At 39.6% G+C, this 23271-nt stretch carries 25 protein-coding genes; 16 read left to right on the top strand and 9 right to left on the bottom strand.

The window, feature by feature from the left end; genetic code table 11:
- The first annotated feature begins 54 nt into the window (after positions 1-54).
- The 12 genes from ACMUMK_RS17570 to ACMUMK_RS17515 all read left to right on the top strand — a co-directional run bounded on the left by ACMUMK_RS17570 (position 55) and on the right by ACMUMK_RS17515 (position 10449).
- The gene (locus ACMUMK_RS17570) at positions 55-831 is read left to right on the top strand and encodes a ParA family protein (protein WP_414702461.1); all 777 of its coding nucleotides are present in this window, start codon (positions 55-57) and stop codon (positions 829-831) included.
- Positions 832-857: 26 nt separating this feature from the next.
- The gene (locus tag ACMUMK_RS17565) at positions 858-1727 is read left to right on the top strand and encodes a ParB/RepB/Spo0J family partition protein (RefSeq protein WP_414702460.1); all 870 of its coding nucleotides are present in this window, start codon (positions 858-860) and stop codon (positions 1725-1727) included.
- A gap of 243 nt (positions 1728-1970) precedes the next feature.
- The gene (locus ACMUMK_RS17560) at positions 1971-2348 is read left to right on the top strand and encodes an ATP synthase subunit I (protein ID WP_414702459.1); all 378 of its coding nucleotides are present in this window, start codon (positions 1971-1973) and stop codon (positions 2346-2348) included.
- A gap of 53 nt (positions 2349-2401) precedes the next feature.
- Positions 2402-3202, top strand: a complete 801-nt coding sequence (gene atpB / locus ACMUMK_RS17555) for a F0F1 ATP synthase subunit A (protein ID WP_414702458.1) — start codon at positions 2402-2404, stop codon at positions 3200-3202.
- Positions 3203-3325: 123 nt separating this feature from the next.
- Positions 3326-3565: a F0F1 ATP synthase subunit C gene (gene atpE / locus ACMUMK_RS17550; protein WP_133468760.1), complete on the top strand. Its 240-nt coding sequence runs from the start codon at positions 3326-3328 to the stop codon at positions 3563-3565.
- Between the two features lie 46 nt (positions 3566-3611).
- Positions 3612-4082 (top strand): F0F1 ATP synthase subunit B, encoded by a 471-nt coding sequence (gene atpF, locus ACMUMK_RS17545; protein ID WP_414702457.1) that lies wholly within the window; start codon positions 3612-3614, stop codon positions 4080-4082.
- 14 nt (positions 4083-4096) lie between these two features.
- Positions 4097-4630: a F0F1 ATP synthase subunit delta gene (gene atpH / locus ACMUMK_RS17540; protein ID WP_414702456.1), complete on the top strand. Its 534-nt coding sequence runs from the start codon at positions 4097-4099 to the stop codon at positions 4628-4630.
- A gap of 13 nt (positions 4631-4643) precedes the next feature.
- The gene (gene atpA / locus ACMUMK_RS17535; RefSeq protein ID WP_414702455.1) at positions 4644-6185 is read left to right on the top strand and encodes a F0F1 ATP synthase subunit alpha; all 1542 of its coding nucleotides are present in this window, start codon (positions 4644-4646) and stop codon (positions 6183-6185) included.
- Between the two features lie 72 nt (positions 6186-6257).
- Entirely contained in the window at positions 6258-7118 is an 861-nt protein-coding gene (gene atpG / locus ACMUMK_RS17530) for a F0F1 ATP synthase subunit gamma (RefSeq protein ID WP_414702454.1), read from the top strand.
- A 31-nt stretch (positions 7119-7149) separates the two neighbouring features.
- Positions 7150-8535, top strand: a complete 1386-nt coding sequence (gene atpD, locus ACMUMK_RS17525) for a F0F1 ATP synthase subunit beta (protein ID WP_414702453.1) — start codon at positions 7150-7152, stop codon at positions 8533-8535.
- 156 nt (positions 8536-8691) lie between these two features.
- Positions 8692-9105 carry a F0F1 ATP synthase subunit epsilon gene (locus ACMUMK_RS17520; protein WP_414702452.1) on the top strand — a complete coding sequence of 138 codons (414 nt, stop codon included), beginning with the start codon at positions 8692-8694 and terminating at the stop codon, positions 9103-9105.
- 744 nt (positions 9106-9849) lie between these two features.
- Positions 9850-10449 carry a DUF3718 domain-containing protein gene (locus ACMUMK_RS17515; protein ID WP_414702451.1) on the top strand — a complete coding sequence of 200 codons (600 nt, stop codon included), beginning with the start codon at positions 9850-9852 and terminating at the stop codon, positions 10447-10449.
- 101 nt (positions 10450-10550) lie between these two features.
- On the opposite strand, the gene ACMUMK_RS17510 is transcribed toward ACMUMK_RS17515, so the two are convergent.
- The gene (locus ACMUMK_RS17510; protein ID WP_414702450.1) at positions 10551-11132 is read right to left on the bottom strand and encodes a hypothetical protein; all 582 of its coding nucleotides are present in this window, start codon (positions 11130-11132) and stop codon (positions 10551-10553) included.
- On the bottom strand, positions 11122-11622 hold the full coding sequence (locus tag ACMUMK_RS17505; protein WP_414702449.1) for an RNA polymerase sigma factor: 501 nt from the start codon (positions 11620-11622) through the stop codon (positions 11122-11124). The genes ACMUMK_RS17510 and ACMUMK_RS17505 overlap by 11 nt, the downstream gene beginning before the upstream one ends.
- Before the next feature lie 247 nt (positions 11623-11869).
- Between ACMUMK_RS17505 and ACMUMK_RS17500 the strand changes: the two genes are divergently transcribed.
- Positions 11870-12151, top strand: a complete 282-nt coding sequence (locus ACMUMK_RS17500; RefSeq protein ID WP_414702448.1) for a hypothetical protein — start codon at positions 11870-11872, stop codon at positions 12149-12151.
- Between the two features lie 39 nt (positions 12152-12190).
- On the opposite strand, the gene ACMUMK_RS17495 is transcribed toward ACMUMK_RS17500, so the two are convergent.
- A complete protein-coding gene (locus ACMUMK_RS17495; RefSeq protein ID WP_414702447.1) occupies positions 12191-12913 on the bottom strand; it encodes a 2OG-Fe(II) oxygenase in 723 nt (240 codons plus the stop codon).
- A 103-nt stretch (positions 12914-13016) separates the two neighbouring features.
- Positions 13017-13922, bottom strand: coding sequence for a DMT family transporter (locus tag ACMUMK_RS17490; protein WP_414702446.1), 906 nt, complete (start codon positions 13920-13922; stop codon positions 13017-13019).
- A 74-nt stretch (positions 13923-13996) separates the two neighbouring features.
- Here ACMUMK_RS17490 and ACMUMK_RS17485 point away from each other — a divergent pair, with 74 nt between their 5' ends.
- A complete protein-coding gene (locus ACMUMK_RS17485; RefSeq protein WP_414702445.1) occupies positions 13997-15481 on the top strand; it encodes a M20 family peptidase in 1485 nt (494 codons plus the stop codon).
- Here the strand turns inward: ACMUMK_RS17485 and ACMUMK_RS17480 are convergent.
- Genes ACMUMK_RS17480 through ACMUMK_RS17470 form a run of 3 tightly spaced genes read right to left on the bottom strand, consistent with a single transcriptional unit; the run spans position 15478 to position 16699 of the window.
- On the bottom strand, positions 15478-15846 hold the full coding sequence (locus ACMUMK_RS17480) for a hypothetical protein (protein WP_414702444.1): 369 nt from the start codon (positions 15844-15846) through the stop codon (positions 15478-15480). The genes ACMUMK_RS17485 and ACMUMK_RS17480 overlap by 4 nt on opposite strands.
- Positions 15847-15882: 36 nt before the next feature.
- The gene (locus tag ACMUMK_RS17475) at positions 15883-16290 is read right to left on the bottom strand and encodes a GFA family protein (RefSeq protein ID WP_414702443.1); all 408 of its coding nucleotides are present in this window, start codon (positions 16288-16290) and stop codon (positions 15883-15885) included.
- A 28-nt stretch (positions 16291-16318) separates the two neighbouring features.
- The gene (locus ACMUMK_RS17470) at positions 16319-16699 is read right to left on the bottom strand and encodes a DUF3224 domain-containing protein (protein WP_414702442.1); all 381 of its coding nucleotides are present in this window, start codon (positions 16697-16699) and stop codon (positions 16319-16321) included.
- A gap of 47 nt (positions 16700-16746) precedes the next feature.
- Between ACMUMK_RS17470 and ACMUMK_RS17465 the strand changes: the two genes are divergently transcribed.
- Both ACMUMK_RS17465 and ACMUMK_RS17460 read left to right on the top strand, forming a co-directional pair.
- On the top strand, positions 16747-17571 hold the full coding sequence (locus ACMUMK_RS17465; protein ID WP_414702441.1) for a helix-turn-helix domain-containing protein: 825 nt from the start codon (positions 16747-16749) through the stop codon (positions 17569-17571).
- Positions 17572-17767: 196 nt separating this feature from the next.
- Complete coding sequence (locus ACMUMK_RS17460) at positions 17768-19063, top strand: amidohydrolase family protein (RefSeq protein WP_414702440.1); 1296 nt, start codon at positions 17768-17770, stop codon at positions 19061-19063.
- Positions 19064-19316: 253 nt separating this feature from the next.
- Here ACMUMK_RS17460 and ACMUMK_RS17455 read toward each other — a convergent pair whose 3' ends face one another.
- Positions 19317-21182, bottom strand: a complete 1866-nt coding sequence (locus ACMUMK_RS17455) for a hydantoinase B/oxoprolinase family protein (protein ID WP_414702439.1) — start codon at positions 21180-21182, stop codon at positions 19317-19319.
- 12 nt (positions 21183-21194) lie between these two features.
- Positions 21195-23255 (bottom strand): hydantoinase/oxoprolinase family protein, encoded by a 2061-nt coding sequence (locus ACMUMK_RS17450; RefSeq protein ID WP_414702438.1) that lies wholly within the window; start codon positions 23253-23255, stop codon positions 21195-21197.
- Between the last annotated feature and the right edge of the window lie 16 nt (positions 23256-23271).

Below are 23271 nucleotides of genomic sequence, written 5' to 3'. Positions count from 1 at the left end.
ATTAGACATAAATATCATGTCTATCTGATCTGCCAACATAAATGGATGGCTATTTTGGGTAAAATCATTGCGATCGCTAACCAAAAAGGTGGCGTAGGAAAAACAACAACTGCGGTTAATGTTGCGGCCTCTATGGCTGCTACTAAGCGTAAAGTGTTGTTGATCGACCTGGATCCTCAGGGAAACGCTACCATGGGAAGTGGTGTTGATAAATATAATGTCGAAAACACTAGTTATGAGCTGTTAATTGAAGAGAAACCAATCCACGAGGTTTTGATTAAAGAGACATCAGGTAAATACGATCTCATTGCTGGAAATAGTGATATAACAGCCGCCGAAATAAAATTGATGGAAGTGTTTGCCCGAGAAGTAAGGCTTCGAAACGCATTGCAGCCAGTAAGAAATTATTATGATTTTATTTTTATAGACTGCCCTCCTTCATTGAATCAATTAACTGTTAATGCAATGGCAGCAGCTGATTCGGTTTTAGTCCCCATGCAATGTGAGTATTATGCCCTTGAAGGATTAACAGCCTTAATGGATACCATCAAAAAATTAGCATCGGTCGTTAACCCTGATTTAAGAATAGAGGGGGTGCTAAGGACTATGTACGACCCTAGAAATAGATTAGCAAACGATGTATCTGAGCAGCTTAAAAGACATTTTGGGGATCAAGTTTATAGAACTGTTATACCAAGAAATGTTAGGTTAGCAGAGGCACCAAGTTTTGGTGCTCCTGCCATGTATTATGATAAATCTTCCACTGGGGCTAAAGCATATTTGGCATTAGCGGGTGAGATATTACGTCGTAGTAAAAAGAAAACCACATAAAAAATATAAAGAAATTAGAGGACAACATGTCGGCGAAAAAACGAGGATTAGGTAGAGGGTTAGATGCCCTATTAGCTACCAGTCAAAGTAAAACTAGTTCAGAAGCTGATGCTTCAGAACAAAACGGTGAATTACGCAAAATACCTGTAGAGTTTTTACAACCAGGTAAATACCAGCCTCGTAAAGACATGTCTTCTGAAGCTTTAGAAGATTTAGCTTCATCAATTCGTTCTCAAGGGGTTATTCAACCTATAGTGGTTAGAGAAATTGCTGAGGACAAGTTTGAGATTATTGCTGGTGAAAGGCGCTGGCGAGCATCCCAAATAGCTCAATTAGATGAAATACCATGCTTAGTTAAAAATGTTCCTGATGAATCAGCTGTCGCTATTGCGTTAATTGAAAATATTCAGCGTGAAGATTTAAACGCAATGGAAGAAGCACAAGCATTAGACCGCCTGATGGTTGAGTTTGAGTTAACCCATCAAGAAGTGGCCACAGCCGTTGGAAAATCCCGTACTACAGTTACGAATTTAATGCGTCTTAATAATTTGAATGAAGATGTTAAATTATTACTAGAGCATGGTGATATAGAAATGGGCCATGCTAGAGCCCTTTTATCACTAGAAGGTGAGCTACAAAATGAAGCTGCGCAAACAGTGTCTGGAAAAGGTTTAACTGTTAGAGATACTGAAACATTGGTACGAAAACTACTGACACCGGTAAAACCAAAAGAGCCAGTAAAACCAGATCCAGATGTAGAGAAGCTACAAACTAGCCTATCAGAAAGCTTAGGAGCCCCCGTAAACATTGCTCATAACGCAAAAGGTAAAGGTAAACTAGTCATCAATTTTTCTAGCTTAGACCAGCTAGATGGAATTTTAAGTCATATTAAGTAAAAAATGTAAATTACGGCATTTTGTTTTGATAAATCCATTTAGTATCAAATAAAATGTCATAACCTGTACACGCAAAGAAATATTTAAATATTTCTTATAAAATTTAATACTTTATAAGCCTCTCCATAATAGTGCTTTTATGCACCAAACTAGACTTTATTGTTGTAAATCAGCGCGAGTTAAGTATAATTTTGGCGCTTTTCGTTAGGTTTAAATACATAGAGGGATCAAGTGGTAACTAATTTGGTCCAAAAAGGTCGAAAATTAGCTAAAAACATACTTTTATTGCAAAGTATCATAGCCATCATATGTACCTTTTTATATGCATTTTTTTTAGGAAAAAATGAAGGAATATCAGCACTTTATGGTGGGTTGATATGCATTATTCCTAGTGCTGTATTTGCTCTCTTAGCATTCAGATATACCGGTGCTAGCAAAATAAAGCTAGTAGTGCGGAGTTTTAACAAAGGAAATAAACTAAAATTTTTAGTTACAATTTTTTTGTTTGTACTAGTTTATAGATGGCAAAGCTTACAGCCTTTGCCCTTAATTGTTACATATGTAGTAACTTTAGTGGCTCAGTGGCCAATAATAATATTTTTGAATCGCGTTGTTAGATAAATACAACAACGAGAATCAGCAACAATTTTTAACTTTAAAATGTGGATGGAAAAATGGCAGCATCAGGTGACGAACAAAGCGTCAGCGCTTATATTCAACATCACTTAACTAATGCTTCTGTCGGTGAAGGGTTTTGGACTTTTCATATTGACACTTTGGCATGGTCAGTGGTTTTGGGTTTAGTGTTTTTAGTTAGTTTTCGCTCAGCAGCAAAAAAAGCAACAACAGGCGTACCAGGTAAATGGCAAGCATGTGTTGAACTGGTTGTAGAGTTTGTAGACAATACGGTTAAAGGAACATATCAAGGCAAAAGCCCTGTTATTGCTCCATTAGCTTTAACTATTTTTGTTTGGGTTTTATTGATGAATTTGATGGATTTAATACCCGTCGACTTTATTCCTTATATCGCTCAAAACATTGGCATAATGATGGGTGTTGATCCCCATGATGTTTATATAAAGTCAGTACCTACTACTGATACAAGTATGACTTTTGCTCTATCTTTAGGTGTATTTGCACTAATGATTTTTTATTCGATTAAAATCAAAGGTGTAGGTGGATTCATGAAAGAGCTTTATGCACACCCTTTTAATACTCCATGGTTATATTGGTTCAACTTCATTTTAGAAGTAGTTGCGCTTATTGCTAAGCCTCTATCTCTAGCTCTACGTCTGTTTGGTAACTTATATGCCGGTGAACTTATATTCATACTTATTGCCGGTACTATCGGACTATGGCAATTACCAATTCATTTTTTATGGGCAGCATTCCACTTACTAGTTATTCCTTTACAAGCCTTTATATTCATGATGTTAACTATTGTTTATCTGAGTATGGCGAGTGAGAAACATTAATATTTTGGAAAGAATTTAGACAGCATTAGCTGGCCCTTAGGGGTAAAGGCAGGAAGCCTACTAAACAAGTTTTACACGTTTTTTTTATTTTAACTTTAACTTTAAAACACAAGGTGAAAATCTATGGAAATCTTAGGTAATCTATATATCGCAGTTGGTATTTTGATTGGTCTATGCGCACTAGGGCCAGCAATTGGCTTTGGTATTTTAGGTGGTAAATTTTTGGAATCAGCTGCTCGTCAGCCTGAGCTTTCAAACCAATTACAAACTAAAATGTTCATTGTTGCAGGTCTTATCGATGCAATCGCGATGATCGGTGTAGCAATCGCTCTTTATATGTTGTTCGTACTTGGTGCTCAGTAATAGTTAACCATATCTTTTAACGAACTATTTACGAGGAGGAGCGGCCGTGTTACCAAATGCCACTCTAATAGGCGAATTAATAGCATTTATAGTGTTTGTTGTGTTCTGCATGAAATATGTATGGCCTCCAATCATTGGTGCAATTGAAGAACGCCAAAAGAAAATTGCTGATGGTCTAGCAGCATCTGAGGAAGGAGAGAAAGCTCTCGAACTTGCTCAAGCCGATGCAGACTTAAAGCTAAAAGAAGCTAAAGCGCAAGCAGCTGAAATTATCGAACAGGCTAAAAAGCGTGGAACTCAGATAGTTGATGAGGAAACACAGCGTGGCCACTCTGAGCGTGAGAAAATCATTGCACAGGGATATTCAGAGGTTGAAGCAGAAAGAAATCGCACTAAAGAAGAGTTACGTAAACAAGTAGCTGCTCTGGCGATATCTGGTGCTGAAAAAATCCTTGATAGAGAAATTGATGCTGCGGCACAAAGTGACATAGTTGCAAAACTTGTCGCTGAGCTATAAGGGGTAACTGAGCTATGTCTGAATTGACAACTATCGCTCGCCCTTACGCGCAAGCTGCGTTCGATTACGCGGTTGAGAATAAAGTAATTACACAATGGCAAGAAATGTTATTTTTTGCTGCTGAAGTTTCTAAAGATAAAACAGTTAAAGAACTTTTAACTGGTTCTGTTGCGGCAGATAAGCTTTCAGAAATATTTATCGGCGTGTGTGGCGAACAACTCGACCTACATGGTCAAAACTTAATAAAGGTTTTGGCTGATAATAGACGTTTACAAGCGTTGCCAGATATTTCTGTTTTATTTAATCAGTTTAAGGCTGATTTTGAGAAAGAGATTGACGTTGAAATTACTTCAGCCGTTGAACTTGATGACTCACAAAAAACAGCGATTAGTGCTTCTCTTGAAAAACGTCTTGCACGAAAAGTTAAGCTAAATTGTAGCGTGGATCCTGAACTAGTAGCCGGCGTACTAATAAAAGCCGGTGATACAGTAATTGACGGTTCACTTCGAAGTAAATTAAACCGTCTATCAGACGCGTTACAAGCATAACGGGGAAAAGAGCATGCAACTGAATTCCACTGAAATTGCAGAACTAATCAAACAACGTATTGAGAAGTTCGAAGTAGTAAGTGAAGCTCGAAATGAAGGGACTATTGTTGGTGTAACCGACGGTATTATCCGTATCCATGGCCTTGCTGATGTAATGCAAGGTGAAATGATCGAGCTTCCTGGTAGTCGTTACGCTATCGCATTGAACCTTGAAAGAGATTCTGTAGGTGCGGTAGTTATGGGTCCTTACGCTGACCTTCAAGAAGGCGTAAAAGTTAAATCATCTGGCCGTATCTTAGAAGTACCTGTAGGTCGTAACCTACTTGGTCGTGTAGTAAACACACTAGGTGCACCTATCGATGGTAAAGGTGCTATCGATGCAGATGGTTTTGAACCTGTTGAAAAAATTGCACCGGGCGTAATTGAACGTCAGTCAGTTGATCAACCTATTCAAACTGGTTATAAATCAGTAGATGCCATGATCCCAGTTGGTCGTGGTCAACGTGAATTGGTTATCGGTGACCGTCAAACCGGTAAAACTGCATTAGCGATTGATGCAATCATCAATCAAAAAGACTCTGGTGTTAAATGTGTATACGTTGCGGTAGGCCAAAAAGCTTCTACCATTGCAAACGTAGTACGTAAACTAGAAGAGCATGGCGCATTGGCTAATACCATAGTTGTTGCCGCTTCTGCATCAGAATCTGCTGCACTTCAATATCTAGCACCTTACTCTGGTTGTACTATGGGTGAGTATTTCCGTGACCGCGGTGAAGATGCTTTGATTGTATATGATGACTTATCTAAGCAAGCTGTTGCATATCGTCAAATTTCATTGTTGTTACGTCGTCCGCCAGGTCGTGAAGCGTATCCAGGAGATGTTTTCTATCTTCACTCACGTCTTCTAGAGCGTGCAGCACGTGTTAATGATAAGTATGTTGAGCGTTATACAAACGGCGAAGTAACAGGTAAAACAGGTTCTTTAACTGCCTTACCTATTATCGAAACCCAAGCTGGTGACGTATCTGCATTCGTACCTACTAACGTAATTTCGATTACCGATGGTCAAATCTTCCTTGAGACAGATTTGTTTAATGCTGGTATCCGTCCTGCTGTAAACGCAGGTATATCGGTATCTCGTGTTGGTGGTGCAGCTCAAACTAAGATAGTTAAGAAACTAGGTGGTGGTATTCGTCTAGCGCTAGCTCAGTATCGTGAATTAGCTGCGTTCTCGCAGTTCGCATCTGACCTTGATGACGCTACTCGTGAGCAATTAGAGCACGGTGAGCGTGTTGTTGAATTAATGAAACAAAACCAATATGCGCCGCTTTCAGTAGCAGACATGGGTGTTTCATTGTTCTCTGTTGAGAAAGGATATTTGAAGGATGTTGCTCTAGATAAAATTCTAGACTTTGAAGCATCTTTACATTCTTTCATGAACAGTGAATATAGCGAGCTGATGGACACTATCAATAAAACTGGTAATTTCGATAAGACAATTGAAGCCACACTAAATGAAGCTTTAACTAAGTTTAAAGAAACACAAACGTGGTAATCAATTTGGCTACTGAAATCTAACTCGTTAGATAGAAGTAGCCAGTATGTTGAATAATCGGAGATAGAGTTTATGGCTAGCGGTAAAGAGATAAAAGGTAAGATCGGTAGTATTAAAAATACTCAGAAGATCACCAGCGCTATGGAAATGGTTGCAGCGTCTAAAATGAAAAAGGCGCAAGACCGTATGGCTTCTAGTCGTCCATACGCTGAGAATATTCGTAACGTGATCGGTCACCTGGCAAACGCTAACCTTGAATATCGTCATCCATATTTGGAAGACCGCGAAGTAAAACGCGTGGGCTATATTGTGATTTCTACGGACCGTGGATTATGTGGTGGTTTAAACACTAACGAATTCAAATTGGTCGCTAAAGAAGCACAAAAATGGCAAGAACAAGGCGTTGAAACAGACTTTGCTGCCTTAGGCGCAAAATCTGTAGCATTCTTCAACCGCTTTGGTGGCAATGTACTTGCTGCTGAGTCGGGTCTTGGTGATGCACCTACTGTCAAAGAAATTATTGGCTTAGTTCGTATCATGTTGGATGCATTCAATGACGGCAAGATAGACCGTTTATATTTGGTATTTAATAAATTTGTAAATACCATGGCGCAAGAGCCGCAGATCGATCAATTGTTGCCTTTGCCAAAATCTGAAGAACAAACATTACAACATCGTTGGGATTATATTTATGAACCGGATCCAAAGCCTATCTTAGATATGCTATTGGTTCGTTTTATAGAGTCTCAAGTATACCAAGGTGTAGTTGAAAACGCTGCATCTGAGCAAGCTGCTCGTATGGTAGCAATGAAGGCAGCTACCGATAATGCTGGCGACTTAATTGACGACCTGCAATTGGTATACAACAAAGCACGTCAGGCTGCGATCACACAAGAAATTAGTGAGATTGTAAGCGGCGCTTCAGCGGTGTAGGCAAAGGTTTTAGAATTTAAGAGGAATTAACATGAGTCAAGGTAAGGTCGTCCAAATAATTGGCGCCGTTGTGGACATCGAGTTTCCACAAGATTCGGTTCCAAAAGTATATGACGCGTTGCGAATCACTGAAGGTGAATTGCAAGGTTTGACCCTAGAAGTGCAGCAGCAACTTGGTGGTGGCGTAGTGCGTACAATCGCATTGGGTACTACTGATGGTTTGCGCCGTGGTTTAACAGTTGAAAACACTGGTGAAGCTATTAAGGTTCCAGTTGGTACGGCTACTCTAGGTCGTATTATGGATGTATTGGGTAATCCAATCGATGAAGCAGGTCCTATTGGTGAAGAAGAGCGTATGTCTATTCACCGTGAAGCACCTACTTACGAAGATCAATCAAGTTCAGTAGAACTACTTGAGACTGGTATCAAGGTAATCGACTTAGTCTGCCCATTTGCTAAGGGTGGTAAAGTTGGATTGTTCGGTGGTGCTGGTGTTGGTAAAACTGTAAACATGATGGAATTGATCCGTAACATCGCTATCGAACACAGTGGTTACTCAGTATTTGCTGGTGTTGGTGAGCGTACTCGTGAAGGTAATGACTTCTATCACGAAATGAACGAATCAAACGTACTTGATAAAGTATCACTAGTTTACGGCCAAATGAATGAGCCTCCAGGAAACCGTTTACGTGTTGCTCTGACTGGTTTGACTATGGCTGAGAAGTTCCGTGACGAAGGTCGTGACGTTCTTTTCTTCGTAGATAACATTTATCGTTATACATTGGCTGGTACTGAGGTATCTGCTCTACTAGGTCGTATGCCATCAGCAGTAGGTTATCAGCCTACCCTAGCTGAAGAAATGGGTGTACTGCAAGAGCGTATCGCATCTACTAAGACAGGTTCAATCACTTCTATCCAAGCGGTATACGTACCAGCGGATGATTTGACCGATCCATCGCCTGCAACAACGTTTGCTCACTTAGACGCTACAGTAGTACTGTCTCGTGATATAGCATCTCTAGGTATCTACCCTGCGGTTGACCCTCTAGATTCTACGTCACGTCAACTTGACCCACTTGTAATTGGTCAAGAGCATTATGATATTGCTCGTGGTGTTCAGTCAGTGTTGCAACGTTATAAAGAACTAAAAGACATTATCGCGATTTTGGGTATGGACGAACTTTCTGAAGAAGATAAGTTATCTGTTTCTCGTGCTCGTAAAATTCAGCGTTTCTTGTCACAACCTTTCTTCGTAGCTGAAGTATTCACAGGTTCTCCTGGTAAATACGTATCTTTAAAAGACACGATTAGTGGATTTAAAGGCATTCTTGAAGGTGAGTTTGATGACCTTCCAGAGCAAGCTTTCTACATGGTTGGTTCAATCGAAGAAGCAAGCGAAAAAGCTAAAAACATGTAATTTGTTTGTCCTGAAATGGTTATTTGCACAGATAAAGGCGTCAGAAGTGCTAACGTATAATTATACGCTCCACGCTTCTTCCTTTATCTCTGCACAAATTCAGCATTTCAGGACTAAACGAACTCATATGTTTTCGAACTTTATTGGAGGTTCATAATGGCAACAACAACAGTACAACTAGATGTAGTAAGCGCTGAGACCAGTATTTTTTCAGGTCAGGTAGAAGCTATTCAGGTTACTGGTAGTGAAGGTGAACTAGGTATACATCCTGGCCATGCTCCTTTGTTGACTACATTGTTACCTGGAATGGTGCGTCTAGTTCAAAACGGTGATGAAGAGAATATTTACATCAACGGTGGCGTACTTGAAATACAACCAGGAAACGTGACTGTGTTAGCGGACACTGCTATTCGTGCTGAAGACTTAGACGAGCAAGCAGCTGTTGAAGCTAAGAAGCGAGCTGAAGATCACATTGCTAATCCAGGTGCTGATTTTAATTATGCTGAAGCAGCTATTGAGCTAGCAGAAGCAATTGCACAGCTAAGGTTAATCCAAAAGCTACGTAAGTAATAATTAAGTCGTTATTTGTTAAGCCCAGCTATATGCTGGGCTTTTTTGTGTTTGATTAAAGGAATAAACCTCTTATCTGCTATTAGCTGTTAGTAGCCTTTTCTGAGTCTGCTCCAAACAACACACTGCTTCTTTATATGTAATGTTATTGAATAAGGTTAAGTCACTGTCTCATTACAACTTACTAGCTAACCTAGTTGCAGCTTAGCTTAAAAATATTTTAACTGCTGGGTGAACCTTTCACTAAATAGAGCGTCTGACTTTATAGTTTTTATGTGTGTTCTCATTTTTAAGCCTGATAATTTTATCAGGCTTTTTTTTTGGTTAATGCCCTTTCCGCTAACTACCACTTTTTTCTCTTTTTTATATAGAGTCATATAAAACACCTGTTTGTAACTATTTTTTGTAATTAACTAACAAAAATCGCTTAAAATTTTGCCAAAATCATAGACTACAACCTAAAAAAGAGAAATAAATACACTTTATGTAATTTATTTTCAGAAATTTTAATATCATTTAGATCTATCTATCAAACTATAATGACTATGTGTTTTATAGTAAATTTATATTTATCAATAACTTAACTGTTTTGTGTTTATATAGATAATAATATTTACAAACTGTTAATTAAACTTGTACAGAAAAAAAACAACATAATTCTGTAATTTAATTACAATAGTTTCATCGAGTTGAGACATAGAGCTCAACCAACCGAATTTAACGAATATTATTATTGAGGAAATTATGATGAAAAAATTATTACTATCAGTTGTTATCGCCGCTACTTCTTTTTCTTTTACTGCTAACGCTGCATTAAACAGTGCAAATAAGTTTAGATTTACAGGTGATACCGAGTACGCTGCATTATGTGAAGCTGCTGCTACAAACGACTTAGATTTATTTAAAAGCAATGTTAGAGAAGTTGCTTTTTCATTAGGTAAATCAAAAAGAAACATGCTTAACTTATTAGCGAGTGCTGAGAACTTTAGCTGTTCAGGACAAAGTATTTCTGAGTTTGCTAAAGCTCACGGTGCAGCAGACGTAGCCGGTTATGTTAATAACGAAAATACATCTAATAGCCAGTTAGCATCAAGTAAGTATAAGTTTGTAGGTGATTCAGCATATAAAGGTTTTTGTGAAGCTGCTGTAACTGATAACGCTGAGTTATTTGAACGTGCTGTTAGCCGTCAAGTAGGCAGTATCGGTGCATCTAGAAGTGATGTGATGGATAAAGTTTTAGATGCTGAAGGCGTAAAGTGTGCAGGTAAGGGCTTAGTTGAGTTCTTCCAAGAGCGTGGCGCAAACAGTGTAATTAATTATATTTCTGAGAAAGTTGCAAAATAACTTAATTCGATAGTTATTCAAAAAAGCAAATAGCTAAGCTATTTGCTTTTTTTTTGCCTACCGCCAAGCTGATTAATTGGTTGGCCAAAACCACTTATAAATTAATAAACTTGTTCGTTCTCTAAAGCCTGTAAGTCAGTTAGTTCTTTCATAAATCTTTGTTTACGCTTCTTAGCCCAAATCCAAACACTCGGTAACATAATCGAGTGAATTGCTAGGGTGATCAGTACTTTGTTTAAAAATTTATCAGGTGGGAAAACTTCGTAAATATAAAGCCCTCCGTAAAAAAGAACCATGAGTATTGAAATTACCCAAACCGAGTGTTGACTTAAAGATGCAATTTTTATGTTGTTTTCGACCTGCTTTTTAAGTTGCTGTATATGCTTGGTAGTATTTAGATTTGACCAGCCTAAAGCAAAACGTCGTAACCAAGTTAAATATAAAGTTACGAAAACAGAGAGCAGTAAAACCACAGACATCAGACTTAGCGTGAAGTTATCTAATCTGTCTTGGTTAAACCAAATAATAGTAAAGGTAAGCATCACACTGCACACATCAATAAACACATACCACTTTTGTTTTATACGCATTTTATTCCATGAGTTTTGTAAAGCATCGTAGTCTGGTTTTTCAGTTTTTTGTTGCTGCCATAATTGATTTAAAGGGTCTTGATTATTGAGCATCTTGAATACACTCCATTAATGTTTTTCTTGCTCTGTTGAGCACTACACCTGCATTTGAAGGGCTAATACCGCATGCATCCGCAATCTCGCCATAACTCAAACCTTCCATTGACATAGTTACGACTTGCCGAGTTTGGATAGGCATTTTTCGAATATGATCTAACATCTGCTGAATTTGTCTCTCTTGGTCAAGTTGTTCACCTGTGGCTTTAGCATTACTAGGCTTGGGTGTGTCTAGTTCACAATATGAATCGTTCCTAGGCTGTTTGGCGTGGTAAGCAACATGGGTAATGGCCTTGTTGTGAGCCACCCGCAGAATATAGGTTTTGACACTACTATCACCTTTAAACTTAGCTAAGGCTTGCCAAACTGCTAGCGTGATTTCTTGCAGTAGCTCTTGGCGCATATGAAAGTTTGCCTCATAAGTTGCCGCAACACGTCCCAACAAGGGAGCATGTTCTTTTAGTATCTGTTTGAAATCTGTATTCAATTACCTAAGATCCTGATTTGGTGTTTATTACGATGCTCACACTTACATAGTCTTTAGGCATCTAAAAATATTACACATAAATTATTTTAAATAATTGTGTAATAAATATTCATTGCCCAAGACTATGGAAGTAATTGCAATAGAAATGGAAAGAAGTATGTACCTGTTAATGCTTAGTACTCATATTAAATGGATGCAGAAAACTATTAATCAAAGATTGTATAAATTAACCAATTAGGAGTAACTTATGGACCCGTTAAAAATCACTGTTGTACTTTCAAGTATCGCCTTAGCATCACTAGCAATTTGTTGGTTAGACTACAAAAAAGGCTGGCAGCTTGCTGATTGGTTGAATGGCCGTTGTAGTAATCCATTTATCCAAGCTAACTTGTCACATAAAACAGAATCAGGCCCCAGTAATGATGAAAAAGACGCTCTGATTCTTGAACTAAAGGAGCGAGTTCAAATTCTTGAAAAAATAGTCACCGAACCTGCTTACGAGTTAAATAAAAAACTTAACGAGCTTTGATATTTAGTGATTATCAAAACGACAAGATAAGGATAAGTGTTAGCCCCTTAACCAGCCGGTAATTGAAAGCCTAGGGGCGCTAGCAAATGGGCTAACCATTCCAACATAGTGGTCTACAGGTATCTTAAATATGTTTATTTCATTAAACGATGGCAAATAGCTTTGCCTAATTTGAGCCTGCTCATCAAGTATATGTAAAGCGCCACCCCAGTTAGGCATCCAAACTGGGGTTAGGTTTATGACATAAGCTGCTATTCGGTTTTTATTTTGCACTGCATCATTGTGTGTATTTAAAAAATGAGAAGGCTTGAATCTAGTGATCTGCCCATCAGCAAACTTAATATTGGGTTCACTTAACAAAGTTCTAAAATAGTCGAGTGTTACTTCATTATTCAAAAACTCTATTATTTGATTAAAGAAATGACCTGGCAAAATATTGTTTTTATAGATGTCGTATAAAGGGATAGTTTCATAGTGGTATTGAAACCCAGTAGCTGCCTGCTGATAAATTATTTCTTTAAGCTGCTGTTTCTGTTGTGGACTCCAGTTAGCAACATCTTGGCTATTATAATCTTGATGTTTGCCATCTAAATCAAACACTAGATTCCATTCTTGTTGGTTTTTAATGTGCTCATAAATAGTTTGTGCGCTACTCTTCTTGAGGGCATTAGGCACTTTTACAAAGCCATTTTTTTTGAAAAATTCGGCCAGGCTTAGGTCAGCAGTTGTGGAGTTCAGCTTTAGCTTTTGGGATTCAGTCATGTTGTTTTCGTAGGATTAATTGGCTTTAGTACATTTCACTTTAAAAATTAAATTATTACATACAAGAGTAATTGTGTTCTAAAAAGTCATGGAGGAATTATTGTTATTTACTCGCTGATTGCTTTGTAAAAACATTGATTTTAAGTTTCCCCATTGCAATTGCATTGCCTAATAATACCACCAGCACGCCAATAAACGCTTCTGTATGCCAAGTATACCCTTCAAAAATGGTCGATAAAATTAAGGCGACTATTGGGTAAACTAACACCACATAAGCCGCTTTATCTGAGCCCATTTGTTTCACCAACTGCATATAGGCACCAAATGCTAATACCGAACCAAATACTGTTAAATAGACCAGTGAGTAGTAATAGTTTGGGTTATTGGGAATAACTATTTCAGCACCGGTCACTAACGCATTGATTGTTAAAAAGACCACGCCGTATCCCATTGCCCAAAAATTCATCTGAATAACAGGAGTACCATGATCAAGAATACGCTCCGAAATTACATTACCTAATGATGCGAAAAAGAATGAGCCTAGTGCAAAGCTAATACCCAATAGTATGTAATCATTGGCACTTACTTTGGAAAACTCAGGTAAAAAGATTAAGCCTATACCTATTAACCCCAAGGTCGCGCCTACAATTACCTCTGTTCGAATGGGCTTTTTAAGTAAAACTCGGCGTAAAACAACATTGATATACACCATGCCTGAGCTCATTAGCGCAACTATGGCACTGATAATATATTGCTGACTTTGATAAAGCAGACTGTAGTCCAGAGTGTATAGACATAATCCTACGCCCGCCATTTTGACATGAATATGCCTAGGCAATGCCAATGACAAGCCCTTATATTTGCAATAAGCTAGCAGAATTAAAGCGGCAAAAAAGAAACGAACTGCCACTGATATACTTGGGTCAACTTCACCAAATTGAAAAGTGATGGCTAGCCAAGTTGACCCCCAGATCAATACAACAACAGAAAAGAGCAGCGGATTAGACAATTAATTTAAATCTCTAGATGAAAATGCACACTCTTGGTAGTGTAACCACATAATCTGAAGAAAGGATCTTTGAAGTGAAAAAAATATTACTGCTCTTGGCTATTAGTATAATCACTCTTGTGGCTGTTGTGTTTTACCGAGCAAATACGTTTTTTGAAAACAATCAATATGAGGTAACTGAAGCGCTATCGCCAATTTTGATAGATGAGCCTGCAGCACTTAGACGATTTTCAGAAGCCATTAAAATCAAAACGATATCTTATGATGAGGCAGAAAAGTTAGATCCCAAAGCCTTTCAAGCATTTCATCAACACCTAGCTGATTCTTTTCCTCTCGCCCACCAGCTTACCTCAGTAAAAAAACTTGCTGATTACAGCTTGGTTTATCACTTAAAAGGCCAAAACAGCGCGCTCAAGCCAGTTTTATTTATGGGCCACATGGATGTAGTACCCGTTGACCCAAATACTGAATACGAATGGTTACAGCCGCCCTTTAGCGGCAATGTTGTAGATGGCTCTATTTGGGGGCGAGGAACCATTGATGACAAGGTAACAGTACTTGCTTTGATGGAGTCATTAGAAATATTTTTAGCTAAAGGCAATATACCCCAGCGAGATATCTACTTTTCATTTGGTCATGATGAAGAGTCTGGAGGTAAGGGCGCGCAAACTATTGCCAAGTATTTTGCTGAACAAGATATAGAGTTCGAATTCATATTAGATGAAGGAGGCTTAATTACTGAAGGGATCATACCTGGTACAAGTGACCCAATAGCCATTATTGGCGTTGCTGAAAAAGGCTATGTAAATTTTGATCTAATTGTTAAAGACAAAGGTGGCCATTCTTCGCAGCCACCCGCTCATACTGCCGCTGGTATACTTGCTGCAGCAATCGTAAAAGTAGAAAACAATCCTTTTGATGCTAATTTAGAGTTTTTAGGGATGATGTTCGACAATATTGGGTATTCTATGCCCCTGTCACAACGCTTACCTTTAAGTAATTTATGGCTACTAGAGCCTTTAGTAAAAAGCTCTGTATTAAAGAGTCCTTCCTCTGCGGCTAGTGCTCGTACAACTACAGCTGTGACTATGCTGCAAGGCAGTACTAAGTCGAACGTAATGCCTACTAGAGCGACGGCAACGGTTAACGTTAGAATATTACCGGGTGATACAGTACAGAGCATTCAAGCTCATCTTGAAGCAGTCATTGATGATCCTAGGGTTGAAATTACTTCAGCCCTTGCCAACGAAGCATCAATAGTTTCCCCTACAGAGCATATTGGGTTCAAACTAATTGAATCAACAATAAGGCGTTTAGATGATTCTATTTTAGTCACGCCTTATTTAGTTGTAGGGGCAACAGACTCAAGACATTTTCAAGGTTTGTCAGACAATATTTATCGCTTCATGATGATCTCACTTAACCAAAATACTCTAAATTCATTTCATGGGTTAAACGAGCATATTAGCGTGCAAGATTATTTAAATGCGATAACCTTTTATTATGCAATGTTAGAGCAATCTGCTGCAGATATAGACATCAGTAATGATAAGCCTTAACGACTAAAAAGCTGGTTTTTTCGGCCATAAAACACCGTAAAAATTAGCATGATTAATGTTAATGAAATTGCCGCTGGAACAAAGGCTGCACCTAGTATTTCTCTGGGTGTTTTGGCCCAAAAAACAGCAAAAAATAGGTGGTTAGTTAAGATAAATCCAAGCCAAAAATTCACATAGTTCGCCCATTTAACTTGCTTTAAGCCATACCATGCAAGATTCCCCATCAGCACTGTAAGAGTTAATAGAATAGTAGGGATAATGTAATGTTTACCTATTATAAAGGTCTGCAAAACTGCTAAGAAACCAGCCAGAGAACATAAGGCCATAAGCCAATCTAGGCTATGGGTTAAAGAGAGTTTTTTCATTGTTATTATCCTCTATTATTTGGTTGACGTTTTTAATTAATCAGGAAACCCAGCACACTGATTAGCCTGTGTTCCCCTATCATACCAACTAGCACGCTCAGCCCAAAAGATATTGTCATTAGGGTGTATGTTCGGTTCTCCATTTAAGGAGCCTGCAGGTACAATTAGGGCCTTACTTGTTTTAGTCACAAAAGGTAAACCAGAGCCACATTCAGAGCAAAATACTACTGTGAAGTCTCGCTCAGGGTCATCGTAACGCTTAGTGTAATTTTGGCCAGAGTGCCATTTGATAGCATCAGCAGTGGTAAATAAATTTGCAGCATGAGCCGAGCCAGTAATTTTTTGGCATTGCTGACAATGGCAAAAGTAAAAACGCGTAAAGTTATTTTCTACCTCAAATGTCACCTTTCCACAAAGACAGCTGCCTGAAAGAGTGTTGCACATGTTTTTGTCTCTTTATATCTATTAAAAGTTAGGATTGAATTACATATTCAGCCTGACCATTTTCACCAGACTCAAATTTTCCCTTTAGACCTACTAGATCAACACTAAGTGTACTTTGAATCACTTCAAATTCACTGCTAGCCACGCCTTGCTTAAATTGACCTAGATGTCGCAATACTATTAGGCCTGACCCATCATCAAGTTCTGCATCAATGGTTTCAAACCCAACAAAATTTGCACTGCCGTCTTGCTGGTATTGCAACAAATATTGTAATTCACTCGTGCCCTTTATATCACCTGTGTAGGTTAATTTCACACTTGCAAGATTACATTTTAGTTTGTCATCTATCTGCTGTTTGGTTGTTTCTTGCCAATCATTTATTTGAAACACCCCAGTTAATTTAGGCATTTTGTCCCCTACTCTATTGCTCAAAATCTTAGCCTAATGCATCCTCTATGACTTGTATTGAAAAAACACGACACTCTTTTTACAAAGTGAAAATCCATCAACAAAAAATCAGCGGTGTCTTACATCAGGCCCATAGCGCTAAACAATACCAGTTAAGACGTTACCTACCCGCACCTAGTGTCAGTAACTTGGTTGAGCAGTTCTGGCTGGTGGACTGGGATTTAACAAATAGTGCATCCCACACTCAAGAAAATCTGCCAGACCCAAATATGCATCTAGTTATTGATTCAGAGGGCTGCAGAGTCATGGGCCCTGTAAGTAAAAAGTATAGCTATAAGATGACAAATAAAGCGCGGGTAGTGGGAGTTAAGTTTAATATCGGTGTACTGGCGAAACAATTATCTAGGCCAATGTCCCAAGCTGTAGATAAAACACTTAGTTTAGAAGAGGTTTTTCAGCATCATATTGAGCTGATAAGTAATACAGCTTTTACCAAGTTAGATGACCAAGCCATGTTAACTAAGTTGAGTGACTTTTTGGTGCTGCAAAGTTTTACTAATAGCCCTACTTTGCTCCGGGTTCAAAGGTTAATTACCACCATAAAAGAGCACCACAGCATCACTAAGGTTGAGCAACTAGCCCAACAAAGCAATATGTCTGTACGCAGTATTCAAAGACTATTTGAAGAGTATGTTGGTCTTTCACCTAAGTGGCTTATCCGTAAATATCGATTGCGCCGTGCTTTAGATTTGTTAGAGGCAAAGCAAGCAACTCTAACAGAACTTGCCGCACAGCTAGATTATTCAGACCAGTCTCATTTGATTCGAGATTTTAAAGTTTTTCTAAATATCACGCCTAGCCAATACAGGTAAGTGCGCTCGCTATTGATGGTTCCATTTTTATCATACCTAGGTTTAGGTCAATCCCCTTATTGCATTGCCCATATAAAGGTTCTATCTTGGATATGAATATCGTCAGATATCATGACTCTTGGGCTATATGGATGTTCTGTGGTTATCCCCAATAGGCCACCCTTAAAGACACAACAACTTAGAGCAAGGAACCAAGATGAAAAAACTCATTCTGCTAAGTATTTTATCTCTCATAAGCTACTCAATATTTGCTGATACTAAAGTAATGCATGTTGGCACTTTATTGGCCGAGCCTGGGAACCCCCCTCTTACTGAACAAACCATTGTGGTTAAAGACGGCATAATTGAATCCATTTTATCCGGCTATATTGAGCCCACAGCTATTAATAAAGACGCCACCTTTGTAGACCTAAAAAAACAATTTGTGATGCCGGGTTTGATGGATATGCATGTCCACCTGCAATTTGAGTTGGGGCCAAATAATGACAGAGATGCATTAAAAATGTCCTCGCAACTTATACAGATGCGCTCACAAATGTATGCCATGAAAACTCTCATGGCAGGCTTCACTACCGTTCGTGATGTAGGCTCTATGGCTCAGGAAATGTATGCACTTCGTGACGCTATCAATATGGGATGGGTCGATGGGCCAAGGATTATCGCTGCTGGTGGAGTGGGCATTACGGGAGGTCATGCAGATGTGAGCGGAGTAAGTCCAGAACTTATGGAGTTCTCCGATCAATCAAATAGGCAAGTGTGTGATGGTCCTTTTGATTGTCGCAGAGCCACTCGACACGCGATTAAATATGGTGCTGATTTGATCAAAATAACCTCTACAGGTGGCGTATTGACTGACAGAGAAACCGGAACCGGCCAACAAATGGAAATGGATGAGCTAAAGGAGGTGGTTTTAGCAGCAAAACGAATGGGCCGCAAAGTTGCCAGTCATGCACACCAAGAAGACGGCATTATTGCAGCATTAGAGGCAGGAGTTGATAGTATCGAACACGGTTCTTACACAGGTAAAAAGGCAATTAAACTATTTAAGAAAACCGGCGCGTATTTAGTTCCCACTTTGCTGGCAGGTGAGACAGTGGTGCAAATGGCCAAACACACCGACAACCTTACTAGCGCTCAAATTAAAAAAGCTTTAAAGGTAGGTGCTGACTTGGCTGGCAATTTTGAGAAGGCTCATAAAGCGGGTGTTAAGGTGGCGTTCGGCACTGATAGCGGTGTATCACAACATGGCACTAATGCTCAAGAGGCGGTACTAATGAAAAAAACTGGTATGAGTGAAATGGACATACTTAAATCGGCTACGGTTAATGCCGCTGATTTACTGGGTATGTCTGCATCGATTGGTTCAATTACTGTTGGCAAGTTTGCCGATATCATTGCCACCGATATTTCCCCATTAGAAAATATCGAAGCTTTACTTGATGTAAATTTTGTAATGAAAGGCGGTAAGGTATTTAAAGGACAGAGCTTTTAGCAGGCATTTAGTGATAGTGCGCCTTTAACCTCTATGCAGTACAGAGGAGCACCACAACCCCTATTCTCAGGAAAGAATGCCTGAATTCCGTACCTTGGTAGTGATGATTCTAAAAATAGGTTTATTAAGGCTAAACATAAAAAGCTGCAATACCGGCAACTAAGGTCAGTATTGCAGCTTTATGTATCTCACTGCCTAATCAAGCAACTTAGACAATTTTGCCTAAGTACAGGCTATGACTATTTCGTAGCTTTTAAGCTCGGCTTTTTACAAACTTAGGGGTTTCTGGTGCTGGTAAGCCCGTTTCCTCTAAGCATCGCGCTTTGATTTCTTCTATGGTTCCACCAAAATCAAATAGCTGCGTATCGCCACGCTCTGCAGTTAATTTAGCTCGTAACGCTTTAGTTTGAGCTTCGTCTATGGCGTTATCAACAACCACTACACCAAAGCGTTTCGCGCCTTCAACCGATACTAAGCCACGGTTAATGTCGTCTAAAACAGCTGAGGTGTCACGTAGGTATGGGTCACCCCAGCCGCCACCTCCCCAAGTATTGAAGTACAACAAGTCACCTTTTTTAACTTCAATTCCATCACATTTGGCTGGTAAAACTTCTTCGGTACCATCAGCTCTTTGGAGTATTTTTGTAGATCTTTGTCCAGGAGTACCGCCATTTACGCCCCAAGGGTAGGTTAACCAACGATCATCGTGAATAGCAATGCTACCGTCATTTAAGAATCGGTAAGCAACAGACAAACCATTACCGCCCCTATGTTGTCCGGCACCACCAGAGTCCACTATGGTTTCGTATTTTTCGACTCTTAATGGGAAATAAGCTTCGACAAATTCGTTAGGTACGTTGGTAAAGCCTGGCCATAAAGAATGCCCATCTGGTCCGTCTCCAACAGGTCGTCCAGGTACACCACCAAAGCCGATTTGGAATAGTTGGAACCATTCGCCGTTATCATCGTAACCCGAATAAAACAGGTGCGGTGAATCAGAGAAGCCAGCCGCATTCATAGCTTCTGGCGCACCTTGACCTAACAAGCCGCCCATTACATCAAAGATACGCCCTAGTGCATGGGTACGCCCAGATAGAGCTGCAGGGAAGTCTGGCTTAAGCAAGCTGCCAGCAGGTATACGAACATCAACAAGCTCATAAAAGCCGTCATTGAATACAATTTGTGGATCAACTAAGTTAATGGTGAATGAGCCAAAAAACATCTTGAACATATCTTCATTCAGATAGAAGTTTATGGAGCTGTTTGCTTGAGGATCGGTTCCATCAAAATCAAATATTGCACGATTACCTTCTCGCCACATTTTACATTGAATTTTATATGGTCCCATTCCCACACCGTCATCACACACGTAATCAACAAATGTGCGAGGCTCTTCAGGTACTAGCATGTTTATAATAGCTTCCATTGCAACTAAGTTACGCTCTAACATTATTTCCATAGTCGAATAGAAAATATCGTCACCAAAACGGTCAGCGATTTCGTTACAACGTTTAGCTGCTGTGTTACAGGCAGCAACCAATGCATTAAGATCAAACCTATTCCATTGAGGTGTTCTAACATTGTGTAAAATTAAATCTAAAATGTCGTTTTGCAGTACCCCTTTTTTATAAAGCTTAGTGGGAGGAATGCGAATACCTTCTTGATAGATACTTTCAGCTTTAATGGGAATTGAACCCGGTACCATACCGCCGTTATCTGACATATGACCAAACATGGCAGACCAAGCTATATGACGACCTTCTTTAAAAATTGGGATTAAGATTAACCAGTCGGGTAAATGTGAAACCGCAGCTTTGGTCATATAAGGGTCATTGGTTAAAATCACATCCCCTTCTTCAAGCTCACCTTCATAAGCTTCCATAAAACCATGGATGAAGGAACCAAACTGACCGACAACCATTTTACCATTCTTGTTAGCTATCATAGGGAAACAATCACCCTGTTCACGTATCCCAGGGCTCATGGCTGTTCTAAATAATACTGCGTCCATTTCTTCACGGGCATTACTTAAGGCATTTTCGATAATATCGACGGTAACGGTATCCACATCCACTCTATTTAAAGGTGTGTTATTGGTTTGCAAAATTTTATTATTCATATCAGTCTCCAATTACTTCGCTGGATTAATAAGTAGGTTACCAACAGTATCAACGGTGGCTTGATACCCAGGTAAAATGACGGTAGTCGAATCCATTTCGCTGACTATCGCTGGTCCAGGAATGATGAGCTTTGGTTGCATCTTATTGCGATCGAAAATAGTGGCAGGGTGGTATTTACCCTCAAAGTAAATTTGCGTATCTGCTATTTTACAATCATCCAGTGTTGCCCCTGCTGTACCTTGAGGCATAGACGGTAACTCTCCGCTACTAGCAACTGAAATTGCACGGATCATCACCACTTCGTGGCCTTCTTCTAAAGCAAAAGTAAAGAGTTGTGTATGCTCTTTATCAAACTGAGACTTAAGTACATCTAGCCCTTGAGCTAGTAATTCCTCTTGAGAAAACTCTATAGATAACTGGAAGGCCTGGCCGGTATAGCGCACGTCAGCTTGATAAGTAACATCTTGGTTGGCGATATCAATTCCATCGGCAATCAGAGTTGCACAGGCTTTTTCTTTCAACTCATTAAGGGCTTCGGCTAGCTCTTCTGTTGATACATCTTTTAGTAACTTAACAAAGGTTTTAGAGGCTTCATCACGTACCTGAGTAGTTGCATCACCATAGGCACACAATACACCAGGCCCTGGAGGAATAATGGTTGGCCATGCTTGAGTTAAAATACCGAGTGCATTTGCGTGTAGCGGACCTGCACCACCAAAGCCAACTAAGGCGAAGTCTCTAGGGTCAAAACCTTGCTCAACAGACACTAATCTAAGTGCCCCAAACATGGCTTCATTGGCAATTTTGATAATACCTTCAGCTGCTTCTTCAACCGTTAACTCCATTGCATCGGCAACTTTTTTAACAGCGGCAACCGCTGCTGCTTTATCAATGGCCATGGCGCCACCTAACTGTACGTCAGAAGGTAAGTAACCTAACACCACATTGGCGTCACATACCGTTGGCTCGGTACCGCCTTTCATGTAGGCGGCAGGGCCTGGCTTAGCACCAGCTGATTCTGGGCCAACACGCAAAGCTTTGGTTAATTCAGGAACAAATGCTAACGAACCGCCACCCGCGCCTACAGTACGAACATCAACAGAAGGGGCACGAACGACTACATCAGCCACTCTAGTTTCACGTCTAACTCTAGCTTTTGAATTTTGGATAAGTGCTACGTCAGTTGATGTACCGCCCATATCAAAGGTCAGAATATCTTTAAAACCAGCTTTACCACAAAAATGCATCGCACCTGATACACCACCAGCAGGGCCAGACATTAATAGGTTAACTGGGCTTTCTGCTGATGCCCTTGCCGATGCTAGGCCACCGTCAGAACGCAAAATTGATAAATGTAAATCATCTCCCATTTTGCTAAACAAAGACTGCGAAAGGTTATCAACATAACGTGCTACTTCAGGGCGAACATAACTGTTTACTACTGTGGTTTCAGTACGTTCATACTCTTGCATTTCAGGTACTAAATCACTTGATATTGAGATTGGAATATCAGTGAAGATCTCTTGGGCTATTTGCTTGGCTCTTTGTTCATGTTCGCTATTTAGATAAGCGTTAATGAAACAAATGGTTAAAGCTTCTACTTCACCTGTGGCTAACAGCGCTTTTAGTTCAGTACGTAAACTATCTTCGTCTAAAACATCGACTATTTGTCCGTCAGCGCCCACTCGTTCGTCAGCTTCTATCGTTAACTCTAGTGGTGCGAGTAGTGGTTTTTTAACAAAACTTACCCAACCACCTAAGCCGCCTGGGCAAAAAGAACGGGCCACTTGAAGTACGTGCTTGTAACCTTTAGTTGTTACAAGACCTACTTTTGCGCCTTTTCCAGTTAATACTGCATTAGTGGCTACTGTGGTTCCATGCATTACACGGTCTATTTTACTGACGTCAACGCCAGACTCTCGACAAATTCTATCTATACCGTTTAGTACACCAATTGATGAATCTTCGGGAGTCGAGGGCACTTTGGCCGTGAAGGTTTCACCTGTAATTTCATTAATAAGCAATAAGTCGGTAAAAGTACCTCCGACATCTACACCTAATCGATAGCTCATATTTCACTCCTACATT

This window comes from Paraglaciecola sp. 2405UD69-4, assembly GCF_047525415.1.
Classification (GTDB): domain Bacteria; phylum Pseudomonadota; class Gammaproteobacteria; order Enterobacterales; family Alteromonadaceae; genus Paraglaciecola.
This window is presented reverse-complemented; position numbering and strand designations above follow the sequence as displayed.

Bases quoted from the DNA above. Each gene is read 5' to 3' on its own strand.
- ACMUMK_RS17495 (WP_414702447.1), bottom strand. From the start codon at position 12,913: ATGACTGAATCCCAAAAGCTAAAGCTGAACTCCACAACTGCTGACCTA.
- atpD (WP_414702453.1), top strand. From the start codon at position 7,150: ATGAGTCAAGGTAAGGTCGTCCAAATAATTGGCGCCGTTGTGGACATC.
- ACMUMK_RS17450 (WP_414702438.1), bottom strand. From the start codon at position 23,255: ATGAGCTATCGATTAGGTGTAGATGTCGGAGGTACTTTTACCGACTTA.
- atpB (WP_414702458.1), top strand. From the start codon at position 2,402: ATGGCAGCATCAGGTGACGAACAAAGCGTCAGCGCTTATATTCAACAT.
- ACMUMK_RS17515 (WP_414702451.1), top strand. From the start codon at position 9,850: ATGATGAAAAAATTATTACTATCAGTTGTTATCGCCGCTACTTCTTTT.
- ACMUMK_RS17465 (WP_414702441.1), top strand. From the start codon at position 16,747: ATGACTTGTATTGAAAAAACACGACACTCTTTTTACAAAGTGAAAATC.
- ACMUMK_RS17470 (WP_414702442.1), bottom strand. From the start codon at position 16,699: ATGCCTAAATTAACTGGGGTGTTTCAAATAAATGATTGGCAAGAAACA.
- ACMUMK_RS17565 (WP_414702460.1), top strand. From the start codon at position 858: ATGTCGGCGAAAAAACGAGGATTAGGTAGAGGGTTAGATGCCCTATTA.
- ACMUMK_RS17460 (WP_414702440.1), top strand. From the start codon at position 17,768: ATGAAAAAACTCATTCTGCTAAGTATTTTATCTCTCATAAGCTACTCA.
- ACMUMK_RS17455 (WP_414702439.1), bottom strand. From the start codon at position 21,182: ATGAATAATAAAATTTTGCAAACCAATAACACACCTTTAAATAGAGTG.
- atpG (WP_414702454.1), top strand. From the start codon at position 6,258: ATGGCTAGCGGTAAAGAGATAAAAGGTAAGATCGGTAGTATTAAAAAT.
- atpH (WP_414702456.1), top strand. From the start codon at position 4,097: ATGTCTGAATTGACAACTATCGCTCGCCCTTACGCGCAAGCTGCGTTC.
- ACMUMK_RS17480 (WP_414702444.1), bottom strand. From the start codon at position 15,846: ATGAAAAAACTCTCTTTAACCCATAGCCTAGATTGGCTTATGGCCTTA.
- ACMUMK_RS17520 (WP_414702452.1), top strand. From the start codon at position 8,692: ATGGCAACAACAACAGTACAACTAGATGTAGTAAGCGCTGAGACCAGT.
- ACMUMK_RS17510 (WP_414702450.1), bottom strand. From the start codon at position 11,132: ATGCTCAATAATCAAGACCCTTTAAATCAATTATGGCAGCAACAAAAA.
- ACMUMK_RS17475 (WP_414702443.1), bottom strand. From the start codon at position 16,290: ATGTGCAACACTCTTTCAGGCAGCTGTCTTTGTGGAAAGGTGACATTT.
- ACMUMK_RS17500 (WP_414702448.1), top strand. From the start codon at position 11,870: ATGGACCCGTTAAAAATCACTGTTGTACTTTCAAGTATCGCCTTAGCA.
- atpA (WP_414702455.1), top strand. From the start codon at position 4,644: ATGCAACTGAATTCCACTGAAATTGCAGAACTAATCAAACAACGTATT.
- atpE (WP_133468760.1), top strand. From the start codon at position 3,326: ATGGAAATCTTAGGTAATCTATATATCGCAGTTGGTATTTTGATTGGT.